This is a genomic window from Micromonospora violae (genome assembly GCF_004217135.1).
GTDB lineage: Bacteria > Actinomycetota > Actinomycetes > Mycobacteriales > Micromonosporaceae > Micromonospora > Micromonospora violae.
The window spans coordinates 5,176,074-5,191,078 of record NZ_SHKK01000001.1 but is presented as its reverse complement, the minus strand read 5'-3'; the positions used below and the strand labels follow the sequence as shown (position 1 = coordinate 5,191,078).

15 protein-coding genes are annotated in these 15,005 nt (G+C 71.5%); 3 read left to right on the top strand and 12 right to left on the bottom strand.

Annotated features, from left to right (window positions below; genetic code table 11):
- Window position 1 precedes the first annotated feature (1 nt).
- From EV382_RS23270 to EV382_RS23250, 5 genes are read right to left on the bottom strand one after another with little or no spacing between them, the layout of a single operon-like run.
- Entirely contained in the window at window positions 2-760 is a 759-nt protein-coding gene (locus EV382_RS23270) for a GTP-binding protein (protein WP_208758482.1), read from the bottom strand.
- Window positions 738-1,226: a DUF742 domain-containing protein gene (locus tag EV382_RS23265; protein WP_130405144.1), complete on the bottom strand. Its 489-nt coding sequence runs from the start codon at window positions 1,224-1,226 to the stop codon at window positions 738-740. Before EV382_RS23265 ends, EV382_RS23270 begins: the two co-directional genes overlap by 23 nt.
- Entirely contained in the window at window positions 1,223-1,699 is a 477-nt protein-coding gene (locus EV382_RS23260) for a roadblock/LC7 domain-containing protein (protein WP_208758481.1), read from the bottom strand. The genes EV382_RS23265 and EV382_RS23260 overlap by 4 nt, the downstream gene beginning before the upstream one ends.
- Entirely contained in the window at window positions 1,696-4,176 is a 2,481-nt protein-coding gene (locus EV382_RS23255) for a sensor histidine kinase (RefSeq protein ID WP_130405142.1), read from the bottom strand. Before EV382_RS23255 ends, EV382_RS23260 begins: the two co-directional genes overlap by 4 nt.
- Window positions 4,163-5,341, bottom strand: a complete 1,179-nt coding sequence (locus EV382_RS23250; RefSeq protein WP_130405140.1) for a hypothetical protein — start codon at window positions 5,339-5,341, stop codon at window positions 4,163-4,165. The genes EV382_RS23255 and EV382_RS23250 overlap by 14 nt, the downstream gene beginning before the upstream one ends.
- Window positions 5,342-5,708: 367 nt before the next feature.
- Between EV382_RS23250 and EV382_RS23245 the strand changes: the two genes are divergently transcribed.
- Entirely contained in the window at window positions 5,709-8,573 is a 2,865-nt protein-coding gene (locus EV382_RS23245; protein WP_130405138.1) for an alpha/beta fold hydrolase, read from the top strand.
- Window positions 8,573-9,439: an ABC transporter permease gene (locus tag EV382_RS23240; RefSeq protein ID WP_130405136.1), complete on the top strand. Its 867-nt coding sequence runs from the start codon at window positions 8,573-8,575 to the stop codon at window positions 9,437-9,439. The genes EV382_RS23245 and EV382_RS23240 overlap by 1 nt, the downstream gene beginning before the upstream one ends.
- Here the strand turns inward: EV382_RS23240 and EV382_RS23235 are convergent.
- From EV382_RS23235 to EV382_RS23215, 5 genes are all read right to left on the bottom strand, one after another.
- Window positions 9,429-10,022 (bottom strand): DUF4232 domain-containing protein, encoded by a 594-nt coding sequence (locus EV382_RS23235; RefSeq protein ID WP_279636539.1) that lies wholly within the window; start codon window positions 10,020-10,022, stop codon window positions 9,429-9,431. The genes EV382_RS23240 and EV382_RS23235 overlap by 11 nt on opposite strands.
- A gap of 292 nt (window positions 10,023-10,314) precedes the next feature.
- On the bottom strand, window positions 10,315-11,787 hold the full coding sequence (locus tag EV382_RS23230) for a plasmid pRiA4b ORF-3 family protein (RefSeq protein ID WP_130405132.1): 1,473 nt from the start codon (window positions 11,785-11,787) through the stop codon (window positions 10,315-10,317).
- 55 nt (window positions 11,788-11,842) lie between these two features.
- A complete protein-coding gene (locus EV382_RS23225) occupies window positions 11,843-12,097 on the bottom strand; it encodes a hypothetical protein (protein WP_208758480.1) in 255 nt (84 codons plus the stop codon).
- Window positions 12,085-12,348 carry a DivIVA domain-containing protein gene (locus tag EV382_RS23220; RefSeq protein WP_130405128.1) on the bottom strand — a complete coding sequence of 88 codons (264 nt, stop codon included), beginning with the start codon at window positions 12,346-12,348 and terminating at the stop codon, window positions 12,085-12,087. The genes EV382_RS23225 and EV382_RS23220 overlap by 13 nt, the downstream gene beginning before the upstream one ends.
- A 144-nt stretch (window positions 12,349-12,492) precedes the next feature.
- Entirely contained in the window at window positions 12,493-13,047 is a 555-nt protein-coding gene (locus tag EV382_RS23215; protein WP_130405126.1) for a hypothetical protein, read from the bottom strand.
- 229 nt (window positions 13,048-13,276) lie between these two features.
- On the opposite strand from EV382_RS23215, the gene EV382_RS23210 reads away from it, so the two are divergent.
- A complete protein-coding gene (locus EV382_RS23210) occupies window positions 13,277-13,510 on the top strand; it encodes a winged helix-turn-helix domain-containing protein (protein ID WP_130405124.1) in 234 nt (77 codons plus the stop codon).
- Window positions 13,511-13,701: 191 nt separating this feature from the next.
- On the opposite strand, the gene EV382_RS33575 is transcribed toward EV382_RS23210, so the two are convergent.
- On the bottom strand, window positions 13,702-14,277 hold the full coding sequence (locus EV382_RS33575) for a hypothetical protein (RefSeq protein WP_244236793.1): 576 nt from the start codon (window positions 14,275-14,277) through the stop codon (window positions 13,702-13,704).
- A complete protein-coding gene (locus EV382_RS23200) occupies window positions 14,274-14,915 on the bottom strand; it encodes a hypothetical protein (RefSeq protein WP_130405122.1) in 642 nt (213 codons plus the stop codon). The genes EV382_RS33575 and EV382_RS23200 overlap by 4 nt, the downstream gene beginning before the upstream one ends.
- Between the last annotated feature and the right edge of the window lie 90 nt (window positions 14,916-15,005).

Here is a 15,005-nt window from a genome sequence, read left to right as displayed (position 1 = left end):
CTCAGGCCCTCCTGTCCCGGGTGGCGCGATCCAGCGCGCGGTCCAGGACGACCAGTAGGGCGTCGCGGACCGAGAGCCGGTCGCGGGCATCGAACTGCACCAGGGGAACATGATCGCCGATGGCCAGCGCCCAGCGGATCTCGCCGAGTTCCAGGGCCAGTCGCCCGTCGAAGGCGTTGACCCCGACGACGAACGGCAGCCCGGCCCGCTCGAAGAAGTCGATGGCCGGGAAACAGTCGTCCAGCCGTGAACTGTCCACCACCACCAGCGCGCCCAACGCGCCCCGGGCCAGGTCGTCCCACATGAAGCCGAACCGGGTCTGCCCCGGCGTGCCGAACAGGTAGAGCTTCAGGCTGCGGTCGATCGTCACGCAGCCGAAATCCATCGCCACCGTGGTGGTGGTCTTGGTGGACCGGGCACCCGGGTCGTCCACGCCGATCCCGGCGCTGGTCATCTCGGCCTCGGTGGTCAGGGGCGCGATCTCGGAGATCGCGCCCACGGTGGTGGTCTTGCCCACCCCGAACCCACCGGCCACCAGGATCTTGACCGGGATTGGCGGTGCGGCCGGCTTACCCGCCGGAGGCGGCACCGACCCGGTGGCAGACGACGGCCGGTACGGCGGCGGCGCGGTCGGCGGTGGACCGGCCCGCCCCACTATCGGCCCGATGCCCGGGGACATGCCGTAACGGGCGGCGGCGCTGTTAGCGGTGGCCCCGCCGAGCGGGGCGACCGGCCATTCAGGAGATCGCACGGAGTCCATCAATCACTCGCAGGATGAGATCGGGGTCGACAGCGTCGTCGGTGTCGGTGATGTGCACGTCCAGGTGCCCGGCGGCGCGGAGGTCCCCGACCAGGACCCGCGCCACGCCGAAATGCAGTCGGGCGCGGGCCGATATCTCGGCCACCGAGATCGGTTCGGCGCAGAGCGCGATGATCATCTGGAGCTCCGGCGCCAGCAGGGTGCCGGGTGGGCCGGCCCACCAGCCGCTGTCCGTACGGGCCGTCACCTGGGTCTCCAAGCCGATCGCCGGGTCGGCACCCGCCACCCGCCCGGAGGTCAGCACGAACGGACGGGGACCGGCCGGCTGGCCCCCGTCCGGCTCCGGCTCGGGCAGCGCCGGTGTCGCCGCCGCGCTCTCCCCCCTCGGGGGTGGAGTGCGCAGGTACGGGCGGATCCGAACCCTGGGGTCCGGATCCGGATCCTCGCCGGCGACGTCGGGAGTCACTGCTGAACGGCGTTCTTCAACTCGACGATCAGTCGCGGGGTCAGGGCGCCACCGGCCCGCCCGGCGAAGAGCGTCATCTCGTACGCGACGGTGCCCAGGTTCGCCGAACGGTCGGCGACCACCCCGAGCACGGAACCGCTGCTGATCGCGCTGATCAACAGGTAGCCGTCGGCCATGTCGACGATCACCCGGTTCAAACCGCCGAGCGCGTACCAACTGGCGGCCCCACCGGCGAGGCTGGTCATCCCGGACACGACGGCGGCCAGTCGCTCCGCGTTGGACCGGTCCTTGATCGCCGACATGGCCATCAGCAGGCCGTCCGAGGAGACCGCGATCGCCTCCAGGACCCCTGCGGTGCTGGAGGTGAAGGAGTCCAGCAACCAGTTGAACGTACGGGCCTCGGGGCTGAGGTCCCCAGGGGTGCTGGGTGGCTGACTCTGGTCGACATTGTCGTGCAGGAAGGGGCTGGTCACCGTGATGATCCTTCTTCGTTCCGGTGGTCGGGGCTGACGTCGCGGAGAGCGCGGGCGACGCCCGCCTCGAACTCGCTGATGAGGTCGCGGACCTCGGTCGGGTCACCGAGGTGCGTACTGGGCGGTTGGCAGGCCGGGATGGTGGTGAGGTTCGCCCCCGGTACCCGTCGGCTCAACCGGGGCCGCTCCACCGCGCCGTCGAGGCCCGCCGCCACCCGCAGTTCGGCGCGGCGTACGCCGGCCTGGAACGCCTCGACCAGCGCGCGGGCGGCGGCGGGGTCCGCGCCGGTGGCGTCCACCGGCCGGGTGGGCGCGGCGGTGGCGTGCAGCGTGGCCCCAGGTACCCGCTGTCGGACCCGCGGCCCGGCCGGCTTGCCCGCCGGTTCCGGGCCCGGAGGTTCCGCGACGTCCGGCTCCGGCTGGCCCCGACCGAACGCGTTCCAGGACGGGCCGGCGTCCAGGCTGCGGGTGGCCCGGTTGAGCAGGTCCGAGTCGAAGTGGGCCGGTGCGGTGCCGGCCGTCGGCTGAGGCCGCGCGTCGGGCTCGGGGTCGAGCGTCACCGTGGCACGCCGATCCCGGGCCGGCACCGCGGCGCGGGCCACGGCCGCCCCGGCGCGGTCGGCGCGGCGCAGCACCAGCGACGTCGACGGGATCTCCACCTGTGCGGTGACCCCACCGCCGCCGGTGGCGGCGAGGGTGACCTGCCAGTTGTGTCGACGGGCCAACCGGCCGACCACGAAGAGGCCGAGCACCTCGGTCGGGGCCAGGTCGAGTCGTTCCCGGCGGGTGAGCCGGGCGTTCTCCTCAGCAAGCCGTTGCTCGCTCATGCCGATGCCGTGGTCCACCACGGTGAGCCGCGCACCGAGGCCGGACGTTTCGGCGGCCACCAGCACCCGGGTGTGTGGCGGGGAGAAGACGGTGGCGTTCTCCATCAGCTCGGCCAGCGCCAGGACGAGGTCACCGACCACCGCCGGCGCGGCCGACACACCCGCCGGCACCTGCACCTCCACCCGGGTGTAGTCCTCGATCTCACCGAGCGCCAACCGGACCACGTCGGCCAACGGCACCGGCGCGGTGTGCGCGTCGGCCCCGGCCGAGCCGGAGAGCACCACGAGGCTGCCGGCGTTGCGCCGCAACCGGCTGGAGATGTGGTCGAGTCGGTACAGGTGCTCCAGCCGGCCGGGGTCGGCCTCCTGCTGCTCCAGCCGGTCGATCAGCGCGAGCTGCCGACCCACCAGGTTCTGGGTACGTCGCCCGACGTGGCCGAACATCTGCGCCACGTTGCGCCGACCGGCGACCTGCCGCTCGACCAGCCGCGCCGCCGTGTTCTGCACCCGGTCGAAGGCGCGCGCCAGGTCACCGATCTCGTCGTTGGCGCGGATGTCCACCGGCTCCAGCCGGACCGCCTGAGGTCGTTCCGTCTCGTCGTCGGTGACCCGGACCAGCTCCGCCTCGGCGACCCGGGCGACCCGGTCGGCCGAGCGGGTCAGTCGGGTCAGCGGTCGGGCCACCGTCCGCGCCACCGCCACGCTGAGCAGCACCACCAGCGTCAGGATCAACGCCGCCACGGCACCGACCAGGTACGCGGCGGTCAGCGCGCGCCGCTGCTCGGCGGTCACCTCGGCGAGTACGTCGGCGACCAGTTTCTTCTCGACGAACTGACCGAGCCGGATCATCGTGCGGACGGCCGGGAACAGCGCCTCCATCGGCACGTCGCGGACCGCGGCGGCCGGATCCCGTGCGCTGGTGACCAGGAAGTCGGGGCTGGTACGCGCCGCCACCGCCGCCTCGTTGAGCTGGGCCACCGTGAGCTGCTCGGGCGTGATCAGGCTACGGAAGCGCGAGTTGTCCACCTGGAGCGCGGCGATGCACGCCACGTACCCGGCGGTGGTGTCCGGGGTGCCGATCGCCTTGACCAGCAGGCTCAGGGTGGCGCAGGTGCCCAGGCCCTCGTCGGCGCGGAGCAGCCCGTCGAGGGCGAGCACCTGACGGCCCGGCAACGTGTTGGTGTCCACGCTGAACGGCAACCGCAGCGACTCGATGATCTCCTTGTTGACCGGGCCGAACGTGTCCATCACCTGGCCCGGGTTCGCGGTCCGGGCCAGCACGGCCGTCCGCAGGTCGATGAGGCTGGACACCCCGCCGAGGGCGCTGTCGATCCGGTCGGTCAGCGCGTCGCTGCGGGCCGCCCGGAGGTCGGCCACCCGGTCGTCCACGTCGGCGGACTTGCGGACCAGCTCACCTCGTTCGATGCGGCCGAGCAGGTAACCGACGGAGAGGATGCGTTCCTGCTGGAGATCCTGGACGAGGCTGCCGACCCGGCTGGCGAGCCGCACCCGTTCCGCGGTGTCGCCGGCCCGCTGCGCGGCGGCGACCCGGTCGAGCATCACCGGGACGGCCAGGCCGACCATGCTGAGCAGCGGAATCACCACGAGCAGTGCGAGTTTGCCGCGGATCCGGAGCCTACCGAGCAGCATCGAACGCTCCCCACTGTGCGGTGTCCGGGTCACCGGCCGTGCCGACCGGTTGCAGCGAACGCGGCTCGTCGGTCGGCGGTTGCCAGGGGTCGCGGTGCGGCAGGGTTTCGGGGTTCTCCGCGTGCGTCGCGGCCGGGGCGGCCCGACGCCGTGCCCGCCGACCGGCGGCGACCAGCAGCGCGGCGAGCCAGCCCAGCAGCAGGGCGGCGGCGGCCCCGGCCCCGGCGGTCAGCCAGCGGTCCCGGTTGAGCCGGTCGATGCGCTCGACGAGCAGAGCGTCCAGCTCGGCGAGGATGACCGGCTGAAGCTGGCGGGCGGAGCGGTGCGCGTTGAGGGCGGCGGCACTCAGCTGGCTCGGGTTGACCACGCCGGTGTCCTTGCCCGGCACGGAGTAAGCGGCCAGCGCCTCCACCGAACGCTGGTAGGTGTCCAGCGGGGTCAGCACGTTGGCGCCGAGGTTGGTGCTCTCCGAACCGTCCACGGCCGAGCGGAGGTTGTCGACGAGGTCGGCGGCGGGTGCCAGGGCGGACACCCGCAGGCCGGTCAGCTCCATCAGGCCGCGCGGTTGCTCGGCGGCGGGTCGGCGGGAGACCAGCGTGCCCAGGTCGGCGAGCCGGCCGGCGGCGACCACCGCCTCGGGCAGTTCCTGGCCGGCGCTGTCCTGGAGGAAGAACGAGTCGGCCTCGGGGTCGCGGACCAGCCCGGAGCTCTCCCGGACCTTCCGGTGCAGGGCCAGCAGCAGGTCCGAGGCCTCGCCGTAGGCGGTGTAGGCGGCCTCGGGGTCGGCCGTGCTGCGGCCACGCAGCGCCTCCAGCTTGGCCCGTACGCCGGCCCAGCGTTCCTGGCTGAGCAGGTCCCGACCGATGCGGGCATCCACCGCCGCGGCCTCCTCGACCGCCCGGTTCAACGCCTCCCGTGCGACGGGGCGGCCGTTGACCGCGTTGGACTGGGCCTCCACGAGGGCGTCGGTGACCGCCGCCAGAGCGGTGAGGTACTGCACACCGAGCCGTTCCCGGGCGGCGAGGTCCCGGTCGTCGGTGCTCTGCCGCCAGTTCGACGTGACGAGCAGGCCCAACGGCGCGAACAGTGCTCCGATGAGCAGCAGGGGCAGCAGTCGGCCCAGCGTGGACGGCCGTCGACGGGCCCGCGGCGCGGGGACTGTCATGTGTGTCTCCTCGGGGGCGCGGATCGGCGCGGCGTCGGGCTGGCCGACAGGTCCCGTGCACCGGACCGGAAAACTAATCGAACCCTCGGCTGGTCAGACCGCACTCAACGAGTCAGGTTCGCGTCAGTTCGAGCCATGTCACCATTTGCCCCCGTTACCGGCACGCTCGGTGTCGGCTGTGGGTGTGACATGGAGGGATCGAGGTGGATATCTGTGGTAGATCGGAATTCACGGAATCCGAAGTCAACTCGCTGCGCCGCGTCGCACGGTGCGCGCTCGCACGCCACCGCGCACCGATCGGGGCAACCGGACGGACGTACGGCGGATCTCAGCCAACGCTCAGCCGCCGGGCCGTACCGTGTGCCGCATGACATCGCCGTCGCCGGCCGCGTGGTTCCGGCGTGCCCTGCCCACCCGCCGCCGAACGATCGCCGCCGCGCTGGCCGTCGTGCTGTTGGCCGTCGCCGTGACCTGGGCGGTGTGGCCACAGGGGCCGGGCGTACGCACCGAGAGCGCGATGCTCACCGTCCGCTCCGGACCTTCCGGGGATGAGCCGGTGAACCTGGACACCACCCTCTACCTGCCGGACGACGCCTCCGCCGCGCGGAAGGTGCCGGCGGTGCTGCTGGCGCACGGGTTCGGTGGCACGAAGGAGTCGGTGCGCTCCGACGCGGAGGAGTTCGCCGGGCGCGGCTACGCGGTGCTCACCTGGACCGCGCGGGGTTTCGGCCGCAGCGGTGGCGAGATCCACCTGGACAACCCGGACTACGAGGTACGCGACGCTGAGCGGTTGCTGGACTGGCTGGCCGTGCGACCGGAGGTGCGCACCGACGCCGCCGGTGATCCGACGGTCGGTGTGGTCGGCGGCTCGTACGGCGGTGGGTTGGCGTTGCTGCTGGCCGCCCAGGACCGTCGGGTCGACGCGATCGTGCCCATGATCACCTGGAACGACCTGTCCCGGGCGTTCCTGCCGGAGAGCACCGGCGCGGCACCGACCGAGGGCGTGTTCAAGAAGGGGTGGGCCGGCCTCTTCTTCGGCGGGGGCGGCAACGTGGGCTCCGGCCCGGCCGGGCTCTCCGGCACGACGGCGGCCCAGCCGCAGGGCGCGCCGGCGTCGGCCGGTCCGCCCAGCCCGGGGCCGGGTGCCGGCCCCGGCACCGGCTCCGGTGGCGTCCCGGCCGGTGCCGCCGACCCGTCCTGCGGTCGGTTCGCCGCCGACGTGTGCGCCGCGTACCTCCGGATCGCCACCACCGGCCGCGCCGACCAGGCGGCCGTGGACCTGCTGCGCCGGTCCAGCCCGGCGGGTGTGCTGGACCGGATCAAGGCCCCCACCCTGCTGGTGCAGGGCGAGGCGGACACGCTCTTCCCGCTCGGCGAGGCGGACGCGAACGCCCGCGGCATCGCCGCCACCGGCACCCCGGTACGCGTCGCCTGGTTCACCGGCGGACACGACGGGGGCAGTGGACCCCGCTCGGACTCCGACCGGGTGAAGTTCCTGACCGTCCAGTGGCTCGACCATTACGTCAAGGGCGAGGGGGACGCGCCCGGCGACGACTTCACCTGGTCGCGGATCGCCGGCTTCGACGCGCTCGACCGGGGTCTCGTCGCCACCGGCTTCCGCCGCGCCGACTACCCGGGCCTGGCCGGCAACAGCCGCCGGGAGGTGCCGGTCACCGGTCCGGCGCAGCCGATCGCGAACCCGCCGAACGGCAACCCGGCCGCCATCTCGTCGATCCCGTTCGCGGGTGGGCTGGCCTCGCTGCTGGACGGGGTGGCCGGCGACGTGCCCGGCCAGCACGCCCGGTTCGAGTCGACCCCGCTGACCGAGGCGGTCGACGTGGCAGGTGCGCCCACCGTCACCCTGCGGGCCGCGTCGCCGACCGGTGAGGCGGTGCTCTTCGTCAAGCTCTACGACGTCGACCCGGAGGGCGCCGCCACCCTGCCGAACGGACTGGTCGCCCCGATCCGGCTCACCGGCCTGCCACAGCAGGTGCAGGACGCCCGCCCGGTCACCGTGACGCTGCCCGGGATCGTCCGCCGGGTGGAGGCCGGGCACCGGCTCCGGCTGGTGGTGGCCACCTCCGACCAGGCGTACACCACGCCCGCCGCGCCGACCGTCTACACCGTGGCCGTGGACGGCGCGGTCAGCCTGCCCACGGTCAACGGTGAGCCGATCCCCACCGCGGCGACGATCTGGCGCTGGGTGCTCGCCGGCCTGCTCGCCGCCATCGTGATCGGGCTCGTCGTGGTCGTCGCCCTGGTCCGACGCCGGCACCGCCGCCAGGACCGGTCGGTGCATCCGGAGTACGCGGACACCCCGTTGGCCGTGCGCGCACTGCGCAAGGAGTACGCGGACGGCTTCGTCGCCGTGTCGAACGTGGACTTCGAGGTGCACCCCGGTCAGGTCGTGGGTCTGCTCGGGCCGAACGGTGCCGGTAAGACCACCACCCTGCGGGTGCTGATGGGGCTAACCCAGCCGACCGCCGGGGAGATCTACGTCTTCGGTCGTCGCCTGGTGCCCGGCTCGCCGGTGCTGTCCCGGATCGGGGCGCTCGTCGAGGGGCCGGGCTTCCTGCCGCACCTGTCGGGTCTGGACAACCTGAAGGCGTACTGGCGGGCCACCGGGCGGCCGTGGGAGGACGCCCAGTTCGACGCGGCGTTGGAGATCGCCGGGCTGGGTGACTCCGTGCACCGGAGGATCAAGAACTACAGCCACGGGATGCGCCAGCGTCTCGCCATCGCCCAGGCCATGCTCGGCCTCCCCGAACTGCTGGTGCTGGACGAGCCGACCGACGGGCTCGACCCGCCGCAGATCGCCGAAATGCGCCGGGTGCTCCAGCGGTACGCCACGGACGGCCGGGCGGTGCTGGTCTCCAGCCACCTGCTGGCCGAGGTGGAGCAGACGTGCACGCACGCGGTGGTGGTGAACAAGGGTCGGATCGTGGCGTCCGGGCCGGTGGAGGAGATCGTGGGGGAGTCGCCGAGCGTGCTCTTCGACGTCACCGACCCGGTGGCGGCGCGGGCGGTGCTGGACCGGCTGCACGGGGTCCGCGTGTTGCCGGAGAGCGACGGTCAACTGGTCGTCGACACCAACGGCACGGCCCGCAGTGAGGTGGTGGCGGAGCTGGTGCGCGCCGGCATCGGGGTGGACCGGGTGGTGCCTCGGCGCCGCCTGGAGGACGCGTTCCTCGCCCTGGTGGGCGAGAACTCTCGGGGAAGCGGTGACCGGTGATGGTTGTTTCTGACGCGGGTGAGGCCCGTGGCTACCGGCCGTCGGCCACCCTGCCGTTCGCGGCGGAGTTCCGTCGGCAGGCGTCCCGGCGGCGGACCCAGTTGGCGCTCGGGTTCATGGTGTTGCTGCCGCTGATCATCCTGATCGCCTTCCAGTTCAACTCCGGTGGCGACGACGACAACGGCAACAACGAGTTCGCCAGCCTCGTCGACCTGGCCACCTCCGGCGGGCTCAACTTCACCCTGTTCTCGATATTCGTGTCGGCGTCGTTCCTGCTGGTGGTGGTCGTCGCGCTGTTCTGCGGCGACACGGTGGCCAGCGAGGCGAGCTGGGGCAGCCTGCGGTATCTGTTGGCGATCCCGGTGCCTCGGGCGCGGTTGTTGACGGTGAAGCTGGTGGTCGCGCTCGCGTACTCGGGACTGGCCCTGCTTCTGTTGGCCGGCACCGCGCTGCTGGCCGGCACCCTGCGTTACGGCTGGTCGCCGCTGCGCAGCACGGTCGCCGCCGAGTTGGAACCCACCGAGGGGCTGCTCCGGTTGTTGGCCGTGCTGGGCTACCTGGCGGTCGTCCTGCTGGTGGTGGCCGGTCTGGCGTTCCTGCTGTCGGTGGTCACGGACGCCGCGCTGGGCGCGGTGGGCGGCGCGGTTCTGCTCTGGATCCTGTCCAGCATCCTGGACCAGATCACCGCCCTGGGCGCGCTGCGCGACTTCCTGCCCACCCACTTCAGCACGGCCTGGCTGGGATTGCTCTCGACCCCGGTGCAGACCGACGATGTGGTGCGTGGCTGCATCTCGGCGATCAGCTACGCGACGCTGTTCTGGGGGTTGGCGTTCTGGCGCTTCACCCGCAAGGACATCACGTCGTAGGCGGCGGGGCCGGCCGCGACGGCACCGGCGTGGCCGGGTCGGCCTTCTTCCAGGCGCTGACGCCGATCCGGCCGGTGTTGCCGAGGTCGATCGGCCCGTCCGGGTCGACCTCCTCGGTTGGCTGCCCGGCGGCCGGTGCCACGGTCAGGAACTCGCCGTTGGTGGCCACCACTGTCGAGTCGGTGACCAGGTTGCGCCAGAGCACCACGGCGGTGGCCCGCTCCCCGGGGGCGAGGGTGACCTCCCGGGGCGGTTGGTCGAAGCCCGAGGTGATCTCCTTGGCGCCGTTGACCACCCGCAGCAGGACCGGCTCGCGCTCTTCGTCGAACACGTGCAGCACCGGGTACCCGTTGAGCTGGTAGGGCCGGTCGCCGCAGTTGACCAGCTCGAGGCCGAGGGCGCGGAGGCCCATGGCCGCGTCTCCGCCGGTCGACCGGATCCGAACGCCGGTGGCCGGGCACTCGGGCGGCGGCTCGGTGCTGGCGGACGGGCCTGCTTCCGCCCTCGACCCGGGGGGCGGCTGGCTCGGGTCTCCGGACTGCCCTTGATGGTCACGAGTGCAGCCGCCAAGCACGAGAGTCATCGCGACGGTCGCGGTGATGCGTCGCAGTGCTGCCCTGTCGCGGGAGATCATCCGTTGATCCTCGCCCACGTGCACAGCACAGCGTCGCCCGGCCTCGGCTTCGCCGGCTCTCCCCGCGCGGACACGCGAACTGGCGGGGAACCTTTCCTGGTGCGCCTTTAGAGCTGAATCGTTTGCGACATCGCTCGCCGGATCACGCAACGCCGTCTGGTGGTTCAACTCGCTGATCTCGTCCGCACCTGCCGACCACCCTCGACGCGAACTACAAACTCAGAGTTAACAGTTGCCCCGGTCACCGGTGGTTCGCTTCGGTTAGGGCTTGGGTGATCTCGGCGGCGTCGAACCGGGCGGGCTGGAAGTCTGCGGCGGAGGCGAGTCCGAGCCAGTCCAGCCGGTCGCCGTGTTCGGGGTGGCTGGGATCACCCAACACCTCGACAAGTTCGGCGTAACCCCAGACGCCGCCGCAGTCATCCGGCGGGGCCGCCCGCCGCCCGCCGGTGCATCGGGGGTACGCGATGGCCTGGCGAGGCAGCACCTTCTCCACGACGATCTCGTGTTCCCAGCCGTCGCCGAAGTCGTACGTGTAGCTGAACCGGTCACCGACGCCGGAAGCGACCTGTTCCAGCGTCACCGGGGCTTCGGCGCGATAGCCCAGTTCCCGGTCGGCGACCCCGAAGTCGCCGTACGCGGTCTCAAAGACGTGCAGGTGGGAGTCGTTCCAGCCGAATGCCACCTGGATGATGTCGTGTAGGGCGGCCAGGCTGGTGTCGGCGGGCAGTTCCAGGCGTCGCCAGATCGGCGGCTTCGCCCCGCGAAGGCCAACCTTGATCTGGTAGACCGGCGCAGGCGGCGCGGACTTCCTCCGTTTCGCCGGCAGCTTCGCGGCCGGGCCGTCGTGGTGCCGGGCGGCTGGCCGGGTCGGCTCGGGCAGCGCTCGGATCCAGGCCCGCAGGAGTACGGCCAGCAGGTGGTAACCCGGCCCCTCCTCGTCCTCGTCCTCGAACTCGTCGGCCAACTCGGCGGGGTCGACCTCGCGGTCGTGGTCCGCGCGGGCGTCGAGGGCACGTTCGACCTGCCAGCGAAGTTCGGCAGGGTCCAGCGACTCCTCCGTGACTGTCACGCCCGCGCGGCGGCTGTTCTCCGCAAGGGTGCTGACGACCTCGTCCAGGACCTCGGCGGGAAACAGCACCAGGTTCGCCGCAGCATCACAGTCGAGATGGTCGATGTGGATGACGAACCCGTACGACCGTCCGGCCCGGTCGAAGGTGCAGACAAGCATCGCGGCGCTGCCCGCCGGGTCAGCGAACCGTCGACATTGACCGACCTGGAGTGGTTCGCGCACCTCGTCGGCCCAGCTCGGGGCTGGCACGCCCGCGCTCAGCAGACGCCGGGCGGCGTCGGCGGCGACCGAGCTGGCATGTACGGCGTCGAGCGCGAGCAGCACCGCGAGGGATTCCGGGGTGGCGATCTCGGCCACGGCCGGAACGATGCCGGCGTCGAGCGCCTCGGCGAACCCGTCACCGGCGAGGTCCCCGGCGGCCACGAACGATGCGGCGAACAGCTCCGCCTCAATGGGATCGTCCGTCTTGAGGAGGTCAGCGGCCCCGGCGACCAGGGTGTCGATGAGATCCTGCGGGTCGAAGTCCGCATCCGAGCACGCCGGGCAGTCGCACGGTTCCGGGTTGACAGGCTCGGCCAGCCGCAGGACCCGCTGGCCGGATCGACTGGACGTGGCGCGTTTGCGACGACGGCTCACCGGGCTCATCCGAGCATGTCTACACGGGGCCGACCGGTCCCGCAATCGACCCGCCGAGGCCGTGTCACGGTGCCAGGCACTGTCCGTCGTGGTCGACCGGGCGTCCGCAGCGGCCGGTCCCGTCGAGCCGGGCGTCGCACCAGACCCGGGTACGCAGGAACTGGCGATCCTCCTCGCTCAGCGTCGTCTCGCCGAAGTCGATGGCGAGCACGTGGCCGAGGGAGTGGCGCAGCGCCATGGCCAGCGCCGCCGCGTCGTCGACCCGCCGCAGGGTGGTCGGCAGGTGGATGATCCAGTGCGGTTCGGTCACCGGGACCACCGGCTGTTCGGTGCCGTCGAGGTGTGCCGACAGTCGGTGTGCCGCGACTGCCACTGCCGCAGGGCCTGCCGGATGCGTTCACCCTCGGTGTTGGCGGTGGTGAGATCGCGGGTGAGCCGTTCCAGTTCGTCGGCGACAAGGGCGAGGTAGCCGTACACCTGGGTGGGGTCGAGGCCGCGCCACCGGCGGACGCCGAAGGTGGCAGCGCGGACGTGCTGGGGGAGCAGGCGCCGCCTGGTCAGGTAGAGCACTGCTGAACCGCCTTCCGTTCGATGCTGAGGCTGGGCGGCACCGGGGCGGGCGGGGTCGGCCGACACGACCGCGCGTGACGTACCGGCCGGAGCCCGGCACCCACCCCGGGCCCTTTCCTTCCCACGGAGGTCCGCGGGCAGGCTTCAGGCGGTCGCGGCTTCCGCGCCGGACAACCCGCCGGTGTACGACGTGAGCGCGGCGACCGCCGCGGACAGGCTCTCGGTCATCAGCCCGAGTTGGTCGGCGGCCTGGTGCCACTGCCCGGCCGCCGTCTCGGTCGCCGGGTGGCTGGGCCGGTCGTGCTGGTCGGGGCCGATCAGCTGCTGCCCGGCGGTGGTGATCCGGGCCGGGAGCGCACCGATTCGGGCGCTTGCGCCAGCCAACTGGTCCCGGACGGTGTCCAGTACCTCGACCAGAGCGCCGATGGTGGCCCGATCCTGGTGGCCGGCGTCAGCGCGGAGCAGGTGAACGCCGTCGCTGAGTTGCCGTTCGGCATCACCGGCCAGGTCGAGCGCGTCCTCGCCGCTGCGGCGCGCCAGCCGGATCGCCGGGTGGGCGCAACCCGCCCCGGTCCGTTCCAGCAGCACAGCGGCGGCGGCGACGGCGAGGTACGTCTCGCGCAGCTCGGCCGTCACCTGCTCCACGGACCAGATCGCGCTCGCCGCCGGCACTTCCATCGCCGTGTCCGACACGGTCACGGGTCGACTCCTCTCGTGGGGTTACGGGGGTGCCGGGGCAGCACAGGGGGGTGCCGCCCCGGCGAACCGGGCGTACCCGGGGGTGAGTCGCCCCTTGTTTTGCCGACGAGGGCCGTCTCGGCATCAACATATGATGCCTAGTGTCACTAGTGCAACCCTTGGAACACCAAGAACTTGATGTCATAAGCGAAGAGTGGTCAGATGGTGGTGCCGACGAGGGAGTACCACCATGTCAGTCACGCCGTTCTACGAGCGCATAGCCACCGAGATCCGCGATCGGATCAAGTCGGGCGACCTGAAGCCTGGCGACAAGCTGCCGTCCATTTCCGAACTGTGCGCCCACTACGGGGTTTCTACCCAGGTCATCCGCTCGGCCATGCTGACGCTTCGCGCCGAGGGCCTGGTCGAGGGGCATCAGGGTCGCGGCGTCTTCGTACGGGATCGAGCCGACGGCCAACGGTAGGTGTGTTGCCTCCGGGCGGGTCCGGCGCGACCTCCTGGCTGGCGTGGTGGGTGCGCCAAGTCAGTGCCGCAACCAGCCCGTTCGGGCCGCTGGTTACTAACCTGGCATCCTGCTCAACCGGATGCTTGTGAAACCACGAGGGCAGGGCACCCACGTCGAGGGGGAGCCCAGACGCACCGCGGAAGATCACGTCAGATGGTGCGAAGATAACCGCGCAGGTTGTCCTTTGACAGCCGCAACAGGGTGCAAGCTTCCTCCACAGCCCTGCGTGCACCCGTCAGTTGTCCGTTGACCTGCTGCAAGACCGTCGGGCTCGCTCCCGCGAGCACCGTCATCAACCAGGCGTGGTTGTTACCGATTCGGTCTACCACTCCACGCAACGCGTCGTGGTTGCGCTCGGTAAGGGCGATGATCTGTTCGATTTCCATGGCCAAACCGCCGACGCTAACACTCCCGCCGTTGTCTGCCAGACTTGCACGGCGACGTTCCTTGATGGTGTCGAAGGCTGCGGTTACCGCTGCTTTGGCCATCGCGCCTGATGCTGCTCCCAGCACCAGCCCGGAGCCGGCCAGGACGGTTGGGGGCACTGCTACCCCTTGCTTGGCGACGGCCGTCGCCGCCGCGAGGCCGACCGCAGCACCGCCCCACTCGCTGAGCTTTTCGATGAGTTTGCCGAGGCCCTCCTTCGGAGCCTCATAGCGCAGGCTACGAAGGTAGCCGTCCTGCCGGCGAGAGCCGTTGCGGTAGCCGCGACGCCGGTAGCTCACAGCACTGCGACTGGGTCCAGGAACGCGCACTGAGTAGCGATCATCATCGGCAGATTCATCGCCACCTCCCGCGCAACGCTTTCGGCGCTGAGGCCGATCGGAGCCTCGCCCTCGTTCAACTCCTCGTCATCCGCCCTGGCGAAGTAGGAACAGGCATCCCAGAGATTGGGGTGCACGAACGAGAACGCCCACATCACATATGTGTCGTTCTGGACGGCGACCAGTGGGCGGTTGTGGTGACCCATCCGGTGGAAGTGAGGTTCCTCGGACGTGGTGCCCATGCCCTCGGCGGTGGGGAACAGGCGGTAACGCCGGAACAGCTCCTCCAGCGGACCCTCCGGGTCGAACTCCAGCAGCAGACCCCGGCCGATCAGGCTGTCGACCAGGCGCTCGGCCTCTACCTGCGGCGTCGGTGCGTTCAGCAGCGTCTGGACCAGGGCCGCGCGGTCGACGCGGAGCTTGGAGTGCCCTTCCACGTCGAGGAACGCGGCACCGTAGACGCCGACCTCGTCTTCGCTGAGTTCGAGCATGTCGCTGCCGAGATGGACTTCCCACGACTCAGGCGTCGGATCGGCGGGGCGCACGTACCGGTGCTGCGGACCGAGGCTGAAGCCCACCGGGATGATGACGCGAGGCATGAGCGATCCCTTCGGCGTTGCGAACGCCGCCGACCCTACCGAAGTCCGTACCCTCAGTCAGCCCCTGAACAACCCGCAGTTACCTGCTGG